Origin of the sequence: Flectobacillus sp. (assembly GCF_049240685.1) — a bacterium.
Classification (GTDB): Bacteria; Bacteroidota; Bacteroidia; order Cytophagales; family Spirosomataceae; genus Flectobacillus.
The window spans coordinates 14,269-31,993 of the sequence record NZ_JBMLSD010000121.1 but is presented as its reverse complement, the minus strand read 5'-3'; the positions used below and the strand labels follow the sequence as shown (position 1 = coordinate 31,993).

8 protein-coding genes are annotated in these 17,725 nt (G+C 39.1%); all 8 read right to left on the bottom strand.

The window, feature by feature from the left end:
* Positions 1-310 precede the first annotated feature (310 nt).
* The gene (locus ACOVQ4_RS05630; RefSeq protein ID WP_421819675.1) at positions 311-2,590 is read right to left on the bottom strand and encodes a heparinase II/III domain-containing protein; all 2,280 of its coding nucleotides are present in this window, start codon (positions 2,588-2,590) and stop codon (positions 311-313) included.
* 35 nt (positions 2,591-2,625) lie between these two features.
* Positions 2,626-4,275 (bottom strand): glycoside hydrolase 43 family protein, encoded by a 1,650-nt coding sequence (locus ACOVQ4_RS05625; RefSeq protein WP_421819674.1) that lies wholly within the window; start codon positions 4,273-4,275, stop codon positions 2,626-2,628.
* Positions 4,276-4,364: 89 nt separating this feature from the next.
* Positions 4,365-5,579 (bottom strand): sugar MFS transporter, encoded by a 1,215-nt coding sequence (locus ACOVQ4_RS05620; protein ID WP_421819673.1) that lies wholly within the window; start codon positions 5,577-5,579, stop codon positions 4,365-4,367.
* Positions 5,580-5,760: 181 nt separating this feature from the next.
* Entirely contained in the window at positions 5,761-6,621 is an 861-nt protein-coding gene (locus ACOVQ4_RS05615) for an ROK family protein (RefSeq protein WP_421819672.1), read from the bottom strand.
* A 20-nt stretch (positions 6,622-6,641) separates the two neighbouring features.
* Positions 6,642-8,543, bottom strand: a complete 1,902-nt coding sequence (locus tag ACOVQ4_RS05610; RefSeq protein ID WP_421819671.1) for a glycoside hydrolase family 97 catalytic domain-containing protein — start codon at positions 8,541-8,543, stop codon at positions 6,642-6,644.
* A 533-nt stretch (positions 8,544-9,076) separates the two neighbouring features.
* Complete coding sequence (locus ACOVQ4_RS05605) at positions 9,077-10,267, bottom strand: glycoside hydrolase family 88 protein (protein WP_421819670.1); 1,191 nt, start codon at positions 10,265-10,267, stop codon at positions 9,077-9,079.
* 364 nt (positions 10,268-10,631) lie between these two features.
* The gene (locus tag ACOVQ4_RS05600) at positions 10,632-11,654 is read right to left on the bottom strand and encodes a LacI family DNA-binding transcriptional regulator (protein WP_421819669.1); all 1,023 of its coding nucleotides are present in this window, start codon (positions 11,652-11,654) and stop codon (positions 10,632-10,634) included.
* 355 nt (positions 11,655-12,009) lie between these two features.
* Positions 12,010-17,664 carry a cellulose binding domain-containing protein gene (locus ACOVQ4_RS05595; RefSeq protein ID WP_421819668.1) on the bottom strand — a complete coding sequence of 1,885 codons (5,655 nt, stop codon included), beginning with the start codon at positions 17,662-17,664 and terminating at the stop codon, positions 12,010-12,012.
* Positions 17,665-17,725 lie beyond the last annotated feature (61 nt).

Here is a 17,725-nt window from a genome sequence, read left to right as displayed (position 1 = left end):
AGGCAACAGGCATAAGGCAAAGAGTGTTTAAATTATATTTTGGGTACGAGGCAACAGGCAAAAGGCATAAGGCAACAGGCATAAGGCAACAGGCAAAAAGTGTTAAGTCATTTTTTATAAAAAATAGATATATATTGCCGAAAGCCCAGAGACGAAAGCCGAATGCCCAGAGCCGAAAGCCGAATGCCGAATGCCCAGAGCTGAAAGCCGAAAGCCGAATGCCCAGAGCCGAAAACCATAAGCTTAAAATCAAATTTTATTTTGTGTGCTACCTTAGTATTACCAAAACCAAAAGTAGCACATAGTATTTCTATTTTTGTAAATTTATAGAAAAATTTCCTTTTTGAAAGTCTACTTTCTGCATTTGTCCATTTACGCTTACACTAATAGGTTTTATAGAGGCAGCAAATGTTGCACGAATGAGCGGCTGTCCTGTAATTTGAATAGCATGCTTAGCCTCCTTTTCTTTTACCACAAGCGAAAGTTTTGACAAAGAACTGAACAAGGTTTGTTGTTCTTTTCTGAGAAAACTTCCATACCCAATAAAATAATCGGAAATGGTATTTGGCTCGTTCTCGGGATGTGAAATGGCTGTCAAATAGGCATCTGTTGTGATATTGCCAAAGGTTTTTACACTATTGAGATGCATCAAACGACCATCAGCTTTGAGATTCAAATACACATCGGTGACTTTACCATTTTGCTTGATTTTTACACCAATCATATCATCGCCAGTCATTCTTTCTATTTCTGGAAGATTTGTATCATTAACAGAATCTTTAAGGATAATAGCGGTAATAAACTTTGTTTGACGTACTTGTTCTGGGTAAGCAATGCTATAATATTTTTCTTGTTCCTTTACATTTTCCTCTTTTGGCGCAAAAACCTCGTTCAATGTCATTTTTTCGGGAAAATCATGATTAAAGCCCGTTTCAACTAGGGTTTCTGGAAAAAGAGGTCTTACCAACACGGCTCCCTTTTTATTGACGATACTAATATCCCCACGAACTTTTTGGGACTCACCTGCTGGATGTAATAACCATTCAAACTTGCCTGTTTCATAGGCTTTTACATCATCAATGATTAATATAACTTTACCAATCCACAGAAAATGGCGGAAATTTCGAGCATAAATCCAAGAAGTAGGGCCTGTACCGTTGGACATTACATATTTAATATCTCCTGCATCTAACAATTCGGACATCTCACCACGCAGTGGCGCTCCGTGATATTGCTGCTCGGTTGGCTGATACTTACCATTGAAAGTCAACACGTTATGAGCAGGACTCTGAAAAAAATACGCAGGATATTCTTTAGAGGCGTACCAACTATGACCTGCATCTTTGATGACAAATTCTCCTTTATGCAACAACAAAAATGAATTTACATCGGCATGCGAGTGATTCCAAGTATGTCCAGATTTAACAGCCAACAAGGTCGAATTCTTTTTCCAAGAATCTCTCAGTGTGGCCCAGTCCATATCCTCATATAATTGGGACGTGGGAAGATTGGGCAATTCGGGTAACTTAGAAAAATCTGGGTGATATATCAATCCCATTGGAGCATTTTTGGCAAGTCCTTCACGGTGCTGCCCCGTTTCGATATGATTGAGATACCACAAAGCATTAGGATTTTGATACCCTAATGCCCACAGTAGTTTGACTGGTCGTTCGCCCACAATATTTTTATGGCTGTCACCAAAGGTCAAAGAATACATCATTCCATCGCGAGGATAACCTACATTCATAAAAAACGAGGGAATATTTTGAAGTAAAGGGATATCTGGTTGTTTTATTTTAGGTAAAACATTTTGAAATGCTAATCGAAACAAAAGGTACTCAGAAACACCAAAAGAAGCATAATTTACACTTTCGTACATTCCCCCATTGGCATCCCAAGTTTTGACTTTATGCTGTAATTGGTCGCCAGCAAAGCCAAACCATTCTTCGGCAGATGCGCTCAAATCTTTGAGCCATTGTGCAGACTCGGGTACTTCATCTTTGACAGAAAGTAGGGCTACTCCAGCCATATACACACACGAGGCCCACCAGTTATGCCCCATAGAGTTGAGGGTATGAATCCTTTTTTCAGGTAAAAACCACTCATCCAAGGCCGGACGAACCCCCATACGTACCAAACCTGAAACAATGGTCTTTTTCTCTTCTTTCGATAATTGGTCATAAATCCCTTCGAGTCCCATAGTCACTATCCAGCAATTCCCTGCCGTTTTCAAATCCGAAGCCCAAGCAGGTTGGCGCTTCAACATTTCGGGATTCGACCAAGTATTTCGGGTACAAAGTTTCAAAAGTTGCTCCTTTATTTTGTCGGCATAAACTTGGTCGCCAGTCATAAGGTAAGCCAAACTCAGATAATCAATTTTCTCCAAATCTGGTTTTTGAACTTGTAGCTTTGCTACAGCCAAAGCCTCTTCCCAATTTTTACGCACCTCCGCATCGGTTTCAATTCGCTTTTTTAAGAGCGTAATACGTTCTGGCGTGAAGAATAAATTTTGATGCTTTTGTGCCAGCGCCCCGACTTTAATCAATGCACTAAAAAGGAACATCAAAACAAGTTTTTTGTAAGAAATCATACCTTTTTTTCAGAAAAAATGTTTTTAAAACCCTATTATTTTTCTACTCTTATCCAATCAAAATCCACAAAACCAGCATCATTTATTACGTCTTCCCTTGTCGCAAAGAGTCCAAACTTAGCCCCTATCCAACGACCTACCTCAGCTTGAAACTTCTCTCCTACCTCAGTGAATTTTTGATTATCATGACTATAGCTAAACTGACACAAGCCACCTTCCTGTACTTTTACTCGAAAATAAATCGCCTGTTTGGGGTCTATTAAAATAATTTTTGTTTCCGTTTCAGGCTTATGATTATCAGCATCCTTACAAGTGGTGTATGTCAACCAAACCCCATCCTTAGCGGATTTTAAGGCAATATTAGCATAACTAAAACCCATGATTGCCAGTCCAACTTTTTCATTGATAAGACGCTCGTTGGGGGTAAATTGAAGCTTAGTAGTAACTGAAAAAGTAGGTGCTGGAAATTTTTGAAGTAATACATTGGGAGTCCACCAAAGGTTTTCGTTGGCGGGAATTTTATCAGAAAATAATCTCAACACTCCTTTGCTCGGATACATAAACGACCATGTAGGTTTAGGATTAGCGTTCCACTGCCATTGTAAACCCAAATCAAGCGTATTGAATTCATCCGAATCCTGGGGTGTTTCGATGATGGTAGGAAGAGAACTTTTAGGCTTTTTATATATCGTAACAGGTTCGCCTTTTCCGTCTTGGTCGGGGTCAATGCCGATAACTGGCCAATCATTCTTAAAGACCATTGGTTGCAGATGCACCACTCGCCCAAACACGCCTTTATCTTGAAAATGTAAAAACCAATCCTCGCCAGTTGGTGTGCTGAGCCAAGCCCCTTGATGTGGTCCATTAATAACAGTATTGCCCTGATCCATTACGATTTTTCTTTCATAAGGTCCATAAATATTTTTTGAACGAAACACCAACTGCCAACCCGTAGCTACCCCACCTGCTGGAGCAAACACGTAATAAAACCCTTTTCTCTTGTAGATTTTTGGCCCTTCCAAGGTTGGGTCAGTTTCGTGTCCATCTATGATAATCTTGCCTGCATCCAATACCTTTGTGCCATCGGAATTCAAGGATTTTAAAACCAGAAAACTTTTGATTCCTGCGCGACTTCCCGCAAATCCATGTATCAAATAAGCCTTTCCATCTTCATCCCAAAAAGGACATGGGTCAATCAACCCTTTGCCAGCTTCGACCAAAACTGGAGCCGACCACGGACCAGCAGGATTTTTGGCACGAACCACATATATACCAAAATCTGGGTCAGGAAAATAAATCAAAAATTCTCCTTTGTAGTAGCGAATTGCTGGTGCCCAAACACCCTTGCCATGCTGTGGCATGCTGAATACCTCGGTAGGACTTTGGAACATCAGGGCATTGCCAATAATTTTCCAATTGACTAAATCACTAGAACGTAAAATTGGTAGCCCAGGAATATTTTCGAAAGAAGAGGAAACTAAATAATAGTAATTTCCCACCCGAATGGCATCAGGGTCTGAGTAGTCAGCATGAAGGACTGGATTTTTGTATGTCCCATCTCCATTATCAGCCACCCAAGCCTTAGAAACAAAAGGAGTTTGTGCATTTATGGAGTATGTACAACACAATAGGCTCGTCAAAACAAAACTTTTGGCGAGGAGATAAGCTCGTTTTTTAGAAATCATACCTTTATTTAATCTACGAAAAAAGGTATCTATGATACCATGCCGTTTTAGAGAGGAGAACGAAATGTACCAGAGATACCCTTTTTGTACTATTTTTTTATTTTATATAACCTAAATGCAAAAACTGCAATAACCATATAGCAAATAATTGGCAGATAATACGCATTTGCAACATTCTGATTGGCTACTAAACCCATTAAAAGTGGGAAAAAAGCACCCCCTACCACACCCATAGAAATAAAGGATGCACCTTGCTGAGTATGCTCACCTAAACTTTTGAGACCCAAACTGAAAATAGTAGGAAACATAATGCTGAAAAAGAAATTAATCATCATCAAGGCACTGTATGAGACCCAGCCCCAAGCTTGTGCCACCACCAAACACGATAGAATACTTCCTGAAGCAAAAATTCCCAAGAGCTTGTTAGGTGCTATAAATTTCATTAAAAATGTACCTACAAAACGACCCAGCGCCATCATAGCCATGAAAATAATCATGTAATTGGCGGCTTGTTCGTCTGTAAAGCCCATTACCTCATGTCCATAATTGATAAAGAAAGACCATGTTCCGGCTTGGGCTGCAACATTGAAAAACTGTGCTATAACCGCCCAAACAAAATGGCTTTGTCTCCATAAGGGCTTATCTTGTAAGGTATTGTCTACGCTTGTTTCATGATGAGCAATCTCTAAATTGGGTACTTTAATGAATGAAAATAAAACAGCAATTACAGAAATCGCTATACCGATGGAAACATATAAGCTTTTTACAGAACCTAAGTCATTTCCCTCATTTCCGCCCGCTCTCAACAGAAAATAAGAACCAATGGCTGGCCCAATAATGGTTCCGACCGCATTGAATGATTGTGAAAAATTCAGGCGTTGGTCTGAGGTATCTTGCGAACCAAGAGAGGCCGCAAATGGATGCGCCACCGTTTCGAGTGTAGCCATTCCACAACCTAAAATAAATAAGGCTAAACGAAACATATCGAAAGATTCGGCATTGGCGGCTGGCACAAACAAGAATGTTCCTGTAGCAAACAAGGCTAAGCCAAACAATACGCCAGCTTTGTAGCCAAAACGTTTCATGAAAAGACCAGCTGGAATACTCATAATGGCATAAGCCCCAAAAACCGAGAGCTGAATTAATCCAGATTGAGCCTTACTAACATCTAAAACATTTTGAAAATGTTTATTCAACACATCGCTCATGGCGTGTGCAACACCCCAAAGTAAAAACAAAGAGGTAACAAAAGCGAAAGTAATAAGATACTTTCGCTCTGTAAGAGAAGCCTTAATGTTGGACATGGATTACAAAAACTTTGGGCTTTAATCAGCCAGATATAGATTTTTTTTGGTTAAACTCTCTTCTTGTTGAACAAAACAAGTAAGGGTTTTTCAGGTATTTAAACCTTGTTTCAACACTATTTCAATACAGTTTTAAACTGTTTAAAAAAGGAGTCCGAGACTAAGTCTTGAACTAGTAAATTCAATTTTGTCCCGTAATAAGACCTAGAGCGCCTAACAAGGCGGCCTCCTCATTTAAAATAGCTTTTCTCAATTGTATGGGAGTTTGATAGGCTGAAAGTTGCTGAGAAAGATTGGGAAAAAACTTTTCAGAAGCATTGGCAATATTACCACCAATCACTACCACTTCGGGCGTAAACTGTTTGATAAAACCATGTACAAATGACGAGAGGTTTTGCCCAAAATCCTCAAACAATTCACGTACGGCCTCCTCAGAAGCGTATAATTGAACCAACTGCTTGACACCCTCCACCGACTTCTGGGTTTTGAGCTGATAGGTATTTACAAACCAACGTGTAGAGATATAGTCCTCTGCAACACCATCTAACATCTGGTAATTGATACCAAGCGCCATATCGCGTGCCTCATCATTTTGATAGATAGACGTACCCAAACCCGTTCCGAGCGTTATTCCCATACCACGTTGGAATCCTTTTCCCGCACCGAAACGCATTTCGCCAGCTAAAAAAGCCTCTGAGTCATTGCGAAAAACAATATTATGAGCGTTTATTCCTAGTCTTTCAGATAACTCCTCCTTGATATTTAGACCATACAAAGCCTCGTATTTGTTGACATTTTTCATCAGACAAATCCCTGTTAAATAATCGAAAGGACCGGGCATCGCAATCCCAATCTGACCATCCTCCGAGCCTCTTAAGGCTTCTTTAATGGTATTGGACCATGTACTCAGGATTTCCTCAGCACTTCCGTGGGGATGCACTTTGGCCCTGGTCAAGGTAGAAGCTATTACTGCTCCTTTTTGTAAATCAACTTGGGCGGCTGTAATATGTGAGCCTCCGATATCAACACCTATTTGTTTCATAATTCTACTTTTTCTCAAAACTATTTTTCTTCTTCAATCCAAATTGCATATCCCCCCGATGCCAATAAATCTATGTCCAATTTACTTGTACTATCTACGTTAATGGTTTTCATTCCTACTTTGGTGGCGGTATTTACACTTGCATCATCAAAGTAAAGATGTGCTTTATATCTTTTACCCGTAGTCAGAAAACTAAAGTCTAAACTTAGTTTACGAGCAAAATTATTGGTCATGCATCCCAAAAACCAATCATTTCCAGACTTCCGTGCAATGGTCACGTACTCTCCCATTTTACCATTTACAACTTTTGTTTCGTCCCAAGTAGTTGGGATTTTTCTCCAAAATTCTAACTCAGGTTCATCCTTGCTTTGTGAGGGCTTATCATACCAAAATAAAGTCTGAATAGGGCTATAATACACAGCAGCCATTGCCAACTGATGCGCATGAGTGGTTTTGATTCTGTTGGTATAATAACAAATCGTATAATCCGCAGCGCCTCCGATATATCTCGTAAATGCCAAAGTGACATTGTGTGTAGCATCTGGCATTTCTTCATTACCTCTGATGCCTTCGGCAGTCATAAGGTTGGGATAGGTACGCATCTCGCCAGTTGGTCGCCAATCATCGTGAATATTCACCATTAAATCATTAGCAGCACATTTTTTAATGGCCTCCTCCACCCAAGATGTCCAATGTTGAGAGCCCACTTGTACAAATCCAAATTTGATACCCTTGATGCCCCATTTTTTGTAAAGAGGAAAAATCTCATCAGCTTGTTTAACCAAGGATTGCAGATTGACATACAACCAAATACCCACACCTTTTTGCTTTCCATATTCTACCACCGCAGGCATATCTATTGGCGCCACCACTTTGGCGGCGTCAGTATCCCAAGTCAGGGCTGGGCCGTACCATTTCCAATCAAAAAGTATATACTGGAGATTATTTCTAGCAGCAAAATCAATTGCATCCTTAGCGCCTTGAGTAGTCAAAGTCATTTCACGAATGATTTTCCCTGGCTTAATCCATTCGGTTTTGGCAATCTTATTGGCAGGATTTAAGTTGAGAAGAATATCGTTATTTTCAAGTAATTGTCCTTCCGATTCTGCTACCATAATTACACGCCAAGGCGTGCCAAAATAAGTAATCGCATCTACCCCGCCGTACAAACTTGTTTGAATAGTATTCTTTTTGGTTTTGGATAAAGCAAATTTTCCTCTAGCATAATTCACCATTTCGGCTTCTGCCAAGCAGGCCCACAAACCGTTTGCTAGTCTTAAAGGCATGGGTCTTTCGCCCGAATCTATCCAATTTTTTAGAGGAAGTTCTTGATATTTACCTTGTGCCCACTGTGTATAAAATGCCGTCGTTCCTTCTGGCAAACTAAACTCCGTATTTTCTGCAGTAATTTGGTAATAGGAACCTTTAGGATTTTCTGGAAAAAAATAGCGTAAGGCTAAACCTTCGTTATACAACCTTACCTGAATATCCATTTTATAATCATGATTGCCCGCTTTTTGGAAAGAAAGCGTAGCAGCAGTATAGCGATTTTTGATGATAGAACGTTCGCCATACAAGGGTTTCCAAACAGAATCAACAGCAGCGGAACTCGCTTTTAGAAACTCCATATCTTCGCACCATTTGGTGGTTTTATCCACTTTCAATGCCATCGCTAGTTCAGACAAATGATTATCAAGCTGAATGTCAAGCTCTGACTCCAAAATGATAGGGGTATTTTGATAGGTAAGTGTATAAAAAATGGCTTTATGTCCCTTTTTATCTAACTTTTGATACAGCTGACAAAGCAATTTTCCATCAGGTGATTTGACGGTTTGAAGAGTTTGAGGAATAAGTCCTTTTTGGGCAAACACAAGGTTTTGCCACAAAAATACGCACAAGACAAGGGTAAGATTTCTGAGCATGATATTTAGTAATGTTTGTTTCAAGGAAGTAAAGAGAGTTTATCTGTTAACAGTTTAATTACTGGACAAAAAGAGAAAAGGTATTTAGACTTTTTCAATGAATGTTTAAAAACAGTTTAAAACTGTTAAAAAAATGAGTCCAAGACTAAGTCTTGAACTAGTATATTCAAATTTGTCCAGTAATCAGACTAGTAACAAATAACATTTTCCTACTTATGATTAAGTTAGTACGCAAAAAAATTTAGTTTTGGAGCTTTTAGCCTTCAGCATTGGGCATTCCGAAAAAATGTGTCTATTATTACTAAAAAACAATTTAACACTTCTTGACTAGTGCCTGTTGCTTTGTGCCTTCAACACAAAACTTAAATCTAATTTTGCAAGATTACTTAAAACTCATCCGTCTATTGGGCAAAACTATCCAATCCAAATAGGTGCAAAACAAAAATCCCAATAGACTAGATGAGTGGTTATATTCAGAGGTAAAGTGATAATTAAATGCCGTTTTGAGGCTTATCTCTTACAAAAGAGTTGGGTTATCTTTTGCGTTTGAGTAATTTTTTATACTTCAAAAGTGCCTCGATATAATAATAATCGCCATAAATGATAGAGGCATCCACTTCTCCATTAATCGGCCTATTGCCCGTAGAGTGTAATAGAAATGCATTATTTACCCCTCTACTTTGGTAGGTTATAGAGGATAAGCTTTCTACCATTTTTTTAGCTTTTGAAAGATAGAAGGCTTTTTTGGTTGGACTTTTTACATAACCTGCCAATTCGAACAAGGCGGATGCTGTTACGGCGGCCGCAGAAGCATCTCTGGTTGTGTTAGGAATTTCTGGTGTATCGAAGTCCCAGTATGGAATCAGTGTATTATCAGGTAGTTTTTTCAAATAGACGTCGGTCACTTTTTGTGCAAAATCTAAGAATTGAGGATTTTTGGTAAATCTGTAGCACATTGTAAATCCATAAATTGCCCATGATTGTCCTCTAGCCCACATCGTTTGATCAGAATAGCCCTGATGTGTCATTCCTTTAACTTTTTTTCCAGTCAAAGAATCATACAACACGACATGATACGATGTATAATCATCACGGAAATGATTTTTCATGGTAGTCAGCGCATGTTGTTCGGCTATCTTATAGAGATTTTTGTTTGTCCCATTTTTGGCTGCCCAAAACAAAAGCTCCAGATTTATCATGTTGTCGATAATGGTGTTATGTGCCCCAAACTTTTTTACTTCTCTTGGCCATGACAATATCGTTCCTACGTTGGGATTATATAAGGTAGCAAGCGTATCGGCTGTTGCTAAGATAACTTTCTTGTAATCAGGGTTATGGATCAATCTGTAACCATTGCCATAACTACAAAAAATCTGAAAACCCAAATCATGGTCGTATGCTTTTTCGTGAGATAGAGGTTTGAGTTGTTTGTCAAATCTCTCGGCTTGTGCCTTAAAAACTGATTTTTGAGTTCCTTCATACAAATACCAAAGGGAGCCCGACCAAAAGCCACTGCACCAATCCTTGTAATCCACAAGTCGCCAAGTAGTTTTATCCTTGTCGATACTTCGTGGAATATTATTTCCATGCCCATCAGCAGGTAATGATTGAATTGTTTTTAGGGCTTGTGTGGCGCAATAATCTATTTCTTTTTGAGGATTGAATTGTGCTTGTACCGTCCAAGCCAAGCAAAAACCCACACAGGTCGTCAATAGTTTTTTCATAAAAATTTAATTTGCTTAAAGGATTAAGCTTATATTTAAAAAAAGGGAATATCAGAATAGCCTTCGGCTATGGGCTTTTGGCTTTCTCTCTTACCCTTGACGCTTTTACTAACGAGTTCTCAACAAATTAATTCTAATTAGCGGTAGCGGCAACCCTTGCGGTTGCCCAACTCAATATAGCAACTGCAAGGGTTGCCACTACTGGAATTTTATTTTCCTACCTTAATGAAACCTTCAGCATTATATGGGATTTAGAAGGTGTAAAGTTCTTTTTTGTAAAAAAAAGGTATTTTCTTTAGTTCCGAAATCAGAAATCCCCATTAGCTGGAAATACTCCTTACCGTTCCAACTCAACATTCATTCTTCATTTAGGCATTTTAGACGACGAATCTCTTATGATAAGATGCGCTGGTAAAACTGTAGTCCTATGGGTGTACTCATTGGTATCCTGCATGTGTTGCAACAAATCATTAATCAATTGTTGAGACATTTCCTGAATAGGCTGAGCAATAGCCGAGATAGAAGGTTGGTGAATTCGGAAGAGGTCGTTGTCATCAAAAACCATCATTCCAAGTTCTACTCCTATTTTAATGCCTAAACGATTCAGTACTTCTATTCCAGTAATAGCTAGATAGTTGGTAGCAAAAAAGATAGCATCTATCTGTTTATCGGATGTGAGCATATTTTCTATTTCGACCATAATCAAATGCTCCTTTGCAGCACGATAATCCACTTTTTTAACAATTGAAGTTAGCCGATTTTCATAAATAGCTCTCTCATAGCCCAACAAACGATCTATCATTTGTGGCTGAACCGAATCGAGGGTAATAAAAGCAATATTTTTGTAGTCTTGAGAAATCAAATATTTAGCAGCTTGATAGGAGCTCTCAAAATTGTTCATTCCTACATAACTGATATTCAAATCATTACAATTTCTATCAAACAAAACTACTGGTAATTTACTATCAATCAGCTGTTTAATTTCTTTATCAATGCCCTCGGTTGGAGTAATGATATACCCGTCCACATTTCTTTCTCGAAAAGTTTCGATAAGTTCCTTTGCCTTCTTAGGGTCATTTTTGGTACTACTGTAAATTATTTTGTACCCATTTTCGTAGGCTATATTTTCGATATGTCCTGCCACGCTAGCAAAAAATGGGTCGGCAATATCTTCCACAATCAAGCCTATTACATTGGTTTTGCCTGTACGGAGGCTTTTGGCCAAATGATTCGGTCTGAAATTATTTTCCTCAATAAACGCTGTTACTTTTTTAGTTAATTCAGGACTAATTCGTTTTTCTTTGGCTTTGCCATTAAGAATGTATGACACCGTAGCCGTAGAGATTTGAAGTGCACTTGCAACTTCTTTGATAGACATTTTTTTCATCTACAAACACAATCGTTTAAGTTTTTCGGGAAGTAGCATACAAGTTAAACGATTATTCTCATATAAAATCCTAGTTTTTGAAAAAAACTGCATCTATCTTTCAGTCCTTACTTTTACTCTATCCTCAAAATATTATGGAATTAATAATGTAACTTATACCCTAAGTACAATTTTTGTGTTGTCGACAATTAAAAGATGCCCATTTTTACTTTTGATACTCTTTTTTGTAGAAAAATATGTAAAAAAAGTTTTTTTCGGCAAAACATAAGCACGTAAGCATGCTAGCGAGAGGTTTAGCAAGCGAGTAAAAAATTAGAGAGCCTCAAAAAGACTCTCTAATTCATAAAAACCTGATCTATTTTTGAAGGATTAGCTTCACAGATGGCATATTTCCTAATTGGACAAAGTACACACCTGTGATTAACTGGTCTGGTAAATCGAGTTCTATCGTTCTCGACTCACCTGCCTCTGCTATCTTCTCGATTATAAGCATTCCCGCGCCGTTATATACTCGAATTGGCATAGCTTTTTCTAACTTTGAATCATTTTTCAGAGATAGTTTAACATTACTCTGCGAAGATGGATTTGGATAAACACTGTACTGAATCAGTTGTGTATCTCTTATCAAATTATCTGATATAGCATTATTAGACAAGGTATTAGGTTCTGAACCGAATAGTAAATTCCCTTGATAATACACTGAAATATTGGCATTTAACGATAAGGCATTTCCATTGACATTCATATACGAATAGTCATCATTTTGGTTGAAATTACTCCAATCGGTTTTTGCAATTCTAAAATTGATATTTCCTGAATTTGATAAAGGATAAAGAATACCAGCTGTGGTATTAAATCCAAGATCAAAATAGGAGTCTGCTCCTTGCTTATTTGAGACACTTCCAAAAGTTCCAGTTACCTGAGCATTTCCGAGTTGGACATAATCAAAAAAAGCATTCAGGTTGGCGCTTCCATCTTTTGTAAACCAATAGCGAATCTTCACATCCTTATAGTTTACAGGAAGATTTCCCTCGTTGTTGAGGGTCAAAAATGTACTGATGGTATTTGAATTAGGTTGAGATTTTGAGTTAGCATATACTTTCAATACCTGATTGATAGGTACCGAGGCAGGTTCTTGTCCCCAAATAAGTTTCCCATTTCTATATACCGTAATATTGTTGACAAAAATAGCGGTATTGGTATTAGTCCAGGAATAATCATTTTGTTCGTTCAAATCTGACCAGTTGGTATTGGCAAATCTTGATTGAATAATTCCAGAGTTAGCGTTTGCCCCCAGATTACCTGCTGCAGTCAAAAAGCTATATTCTACATATCCTAAGGCATTATTTCTTGGATTCAGTAGGTTGTTATAACTCATTTTTACATTGGAATTACCCAAGGCTGCATAGTCAATCCAAGTATTGATACCTGTATAGTTTTCTGGGGTAAACCAGTATTTCACCGTCAATTCGTTGTAAGGAATAGCCTGATTGCTTTCGTTTACCAGCGTCAAAAATGGTTTGATGTGGTTATTGGTGGCACTATTATCTCCATTTTGATATCTTACTTTGACAGAACTCAAAACTGAAAAACTTCGGGAAACCTCAGTCGCTGGATTATAATTTTCGTTTCCAAGCTGAGAGGCCGTAATTTGAACAGAACCAACTCCCACCAATTTGATTTGCCCATTAGCTATTTTAGCTACAGTGGTATCCGAGCTTACCAACGAGATATTCAAGCCTGCGTTTGAAGAAACCACTGGCGTAAAGTCGGCTTCGTGGATATACTTATTGGTTATTGCTTCAAAAGTAATTGTTTGGTCAAGCTTTTTAATTTCTACATTGGCCACATCACTCACTGGAGAAACACAACCATTTAGTTCACAAGTAGCTGTATATGAATAAGAGCCTACACCTGAAATGGTGAGTGAGTTTCCTGTTACATTATTGGACCAACGAACAGTGCCCTCGCATCCAGTGGCGCTTAAGGTAACCGTATTTGGCATAAAATAAACCCCAGCACCTGAAATACTCGGGGATGTCAATGAAGGACCAACTTCTACTTGCAAAGTATCTGAATTTTCTCCATCCGCTAGGGCGTAAATGACATTATGTACGCCTGCGCTTAAAGCAGAAGGATCAAATACACTTACAGAATTGCCATCTACGGTAAAGGTTCCACCTGAAGGAGTTCCAGAAAGGGTTACAGAAGGGGCATTTTTGCAATAAAAATTACTTAGATTATTTATGCTAACGGGAACGTAATATCTATTACTTAAAACAAAACTAGATAAAGTGGATACATTATCGAAAGATACTCCGAAAGCATTACTTTGCTCTGCCTGTGGAGTGTTAGAAGCGATTTTTTCCCAGACATTTGTAGCCGAATTAAAACGAATAAGTTTCAATGCTTGACTGGTACTTGCGGCAGCATTCAAATCGGAAGTATTGAACCCAAACTTTAAAGAAGTGCTTACCTCGTTAGCTGTTTTCAAACTCCAAGTACGATTCACGGCTTTTTCGGTGGTCTGACTTGGCAATCCGCTCGGTGCAAAGCCTGTTTGAACTTTCGTTTCTACAACAGTTGAAGCACTTGGCGAAATTATTACAGGATTATAATTGGTATTAGAAACACCCACCCAAAGTGGAGTTGCCACTCCTGAACTGATGGCTTGTTTGTAGATAGCATTGGGAGCCATCGTAAACCATGACAGACCAGAGCCATTTGTGGTATGACCATTTGCACTTACAGGCGCTGTGCTCAAGTTTAAAGGAGCTGTTGAAGCATCGATAATTCCCCCGTCGGCGACGTTGACAAAAATATTTTGGGTAGCCGTATTTTTTGCCATTCTAACATTAGAGCCAAGTTTGAGCATACCTTGGTTACCTACATTAATAGTAATGGTTTGAACTGCCGAAGGATTAGACGCACTCGTATTGGAATAAACTACAAAATGTGCTTTACTCACATCCAGTGTTCCCAAAATATTATAGGTCATATTGCCATAATTTTGAGTTCCTCCCAATCTCAAAGCTGCCGTAGAATTATTCTCAGTTGCATTGGTAGGAGAATGAAAAGAGCCATTGGGATTAGAAATTCTCACGGTTTTTCCAGCATTAATCGTCAAGGTTTTATTAGAAGTACCTGCTAAAAGAGAAAATGTATTTATCCCACTCGACTGCACGCTATTGTTGCCAAAATTCATATCTATGTCAAAAATGATATTTTGGATATTGTTTCCAGTGGGTTGAAAACGAGCAATATTCACGATACCAGTCCCAGTTACCGTTGGCGAACCGCTACCGCCAAGAAAAAGTCTGATACCCTCTCCTACGGTACTATTACCCGTTGAAGTACCTCCCAAGGTTCCGTCCACTCGTACTACAGCGTCTGTTCCATTTACTGTCAAGCTAAATACCGAACCACCAGGAGCTGTTGAAGATTTATAAATCCCAGAACTTTGGATAGAGAAATTTTTCGCCACGGTTAAATTACTCGAGGCGGTCCAAGTCCCCCCTACAAAGACATCGCCATTGGCAGTGATTGCCCCAGTATGCGTCATGGCCCCATCCATAATAATGTTATTTGCCACTGTAAGTGCAACTGTCTCGGTAAGTGTAGCTTGCGGATTTACGGTCAAACTTTTACACGAACCTGCTACTGAAGATAAGGTCACAGTATGTCCTGCTAGAATATGAACATTCGTATTGGCATTTGGAGCAATAGTAGTTGAGCTTGCGACACCGCCGTTCCCGTCAGAGACATTCCAAGTGCCACCATTCCAATTCATATTGCCCGAAGAAAGGTAATCTCCAGCAGCAATTCCCGTCACCAATAGGGTACGACTCACACTTTGAGCGGCAGCAAAATCATCATTTCCTGCTTGTGACGCTGTAATTAGGCAAGAACCCACGCCAACAATTTGAACAAGTCCGTTCACGATATTTGCAACCGAAGTATTCGAACTAGTGTAGGTAATAGGCAAACCTGAACTTGCGCTAGCTCCAGGATTAAAATTTGCGGAACCAAATGATTTTGTCGCAATCGCAGGAAAAGTAATCGTTTGAGTTGGTAGCGCACCAAGGTATTCTACCACGACATTATCTAATTTGAAAGCATGAGAAGTACCGATAATTTTTATTCTCATGCTCTGTACGCCTGCATGCAGACTTACCTGAGGAGCAATCGTAATAGTTTGCCAATCAGTATTTCCATTGAGAGGTATTTCAAATTCTCCAGTCTTATCCGTTCCATCAAATTCAATTTTAATTTTTCCTCCTGCCGAAAGCACTAAAGCATTGATATTAAGCTTAAATCGTCCTGCTGTTGGAACATTCACGGTATAATTCATCCATTCTCCTACCTCCAATGAAGTTAAATGGTAGCCTCCATTTCCGCGACTTTCGATATCAACGGCTTCGTTGGGACGGTATTGCCCGCCAACATTCGAGTTACTTAAATCATAATAAGTCTTCTGCTGACCATCAATAGGGATATAATCAAAGTTTTCGGCTTCGATAGTAGTAGGCAAACTAGGGATAGAAAAAACAGGTTTGCCATTCACAAAGTAACAAGCATCGCCAGGCGAAAGGGATGTTCTGTGAAAAGTCAATCCACCCCAACCTGGATAATCTACTTCAAAACCTTGGCTTTCGACCCCCAACTCCTGCGTAGAAATATCATAGGCTCGTTGAGTCCATTTGTATTTATCAGAACTTAAACCAAGCCTGTCACGGTAATGACCCAATACCAATTCTGTGATTGGAGCACGATCGAATTTAAAGCCAGTTGCTCGAGTAGTTGCTGTTTTTCCTTCATTCAAAGGATTCATTCTCAACGACTGCCATCTACCCGATCTATCTCGACGACTAATAAACTCCCCTGATTCTACGGTTGGTTCCCAAGGAGTGGCCTGATCAGGATAAGGATAATTTAGCGACACATTATAACGGTAACTATATTCCATACCTTTTAGTAATCGGTTATCAAGAAAACCATAGATATCGTCTCCCTGATTCCAAGCCATTTCACAAATAGTCAAAATATTTCCAACTCCGTTTAAAGAGTGAGTTTGATCTCTTGCACTTTCTTGACACTGACCATTTTCCCAAACGTAATTTTGAATCAATTCATTATATCCATAATCAGGAACAGAATTATCAAAACCATTCAAAGTATATACTTCCTGATACTCGTTTGATGCACTTGTCGGGGTAGTACTGTTGATGGGCGGTCCAGCGGGATAAGGCAGGTCGTCTGAACGGTGTGGTAAGCCTTTTAGGTATCTGATAGCTCGTTCATACATCACGCGATTATCGAGGAAAATCCCCATGGCAGCAACACCTCTCATCCCAAAGATTCCTTGGTTGCCGTGTCTACCAGCATCGCCATTATACATAAACCAATAAAAAGTAACTTCTTCGCTATTAATCTGGGCAGTTGGTTCGACAGTAGAGGAATACCCGGGGTACACTAGCATAGAATTAAATCTTTGGAGGTCGGCAGAATTCCACCCAGCATAGGTATGCTTGATAATCTCGGCGCCTTCCAATAGTTTCCAGATTACACGACCAGCATCTAGGCTCCTAGTCCCTCCAGTCTTGATTCTTTGCAAATTTGACCAAGCGTTGAAAATCTCCACAGCCTTTTTGGCATGACGTTCATCGCCAGTAACATACCACATAAGGGCATTACAATAAGCTGCCAATCCATCGTATTTAATGTCATCATAATTATAACCTGTCATCGACGAGACGGTTGCCAAGGTAGTACTTCCATTACCTCTAACGGCATAGCTATAACTGGCATAAGGACTTAGAGAAAGGGATTTAAAGGAAGATTTCCACGGTTCAACCCCAGCGGCTACCATGGCCTTCATTCTATCCAAATCTGATTTTTTGTGAGAAATACCTGGATGAACAAAGGTTTGTGCCTGAATATGACCATAAGGTATCAATCCTACAACTATTAGAAAAAATAGTCGCAGTTGCCACGTTAAATTAGTTTTCATGTCAACGTTTAGTAAATGTTAGAAAGTCAAATTTCGAGGATTTAAAGAGAAGTGTAGGGTT

Excerpts from the sequence above, each read along its gene's own strand:
- ACOVQ4_RS05630 (WP_421819675.1), bottom strand. The coding sequence starts at position 2,590 with ATGATTTCTTACAAAAAACTTGTTTTGATGTTCCTTTTTAGTGCATTG.
- ACOVQ4_RS05625 (WP_421819674.1), bottom strand. The coding sequence starts at position 4,275 with ATGATTTCTAAAAAACGAGCTTATCTCCTCGCCAAAAGTTTTGTTTTG.
- ACOVQ4_RS05620 (WP_421819673.1), bottom strand. The coding sequence starts at position 5,579 with ATGTCCAACATTAAGGCTTCTCTTACAGAGCGAAAGTATCTTATTACT.
- ACOVQ4_RS05615 (WP_421819672.1), bottom strand. The coding sequence starts at position 6,621 with ATGAAACAAATAGGTGTTGATATCGGAGGCTCACATATTACAGCCGCC.
- ACOVQ4_RS05610 (WP_421819671.1), bottom strand. The coding sequence starts at position 8,543 with ATGCTCAGAAATCTTACCCTTGTCTTGTGCGTATTTTTGTGGCAAAAC.
- ACOVQ4_RS05605 (WP_421819670.1), bottom strand. The coding sequence starts at position 10,267 with ATGAAAAAACTATTGACGACCTGTGTGGGTTTTTGCTTGGCTTGGACG.
- ACOVQ4_RS05600 (WP_421819669.1), bottom strand. The coding sequence starts at position 11,654 with ATGAAAAAAATGTCTATCAAAGAAGTTGCAAGTGCACTTCAAATCTCT.
- ACOVQ4_RS05595 (WP_421819668.1), bottom strand. The coding sequence starts at position 17,664 with ATGAAAACTAATTTAACGTGGCAACTGCGACTATTTTTTCTAATAGTT.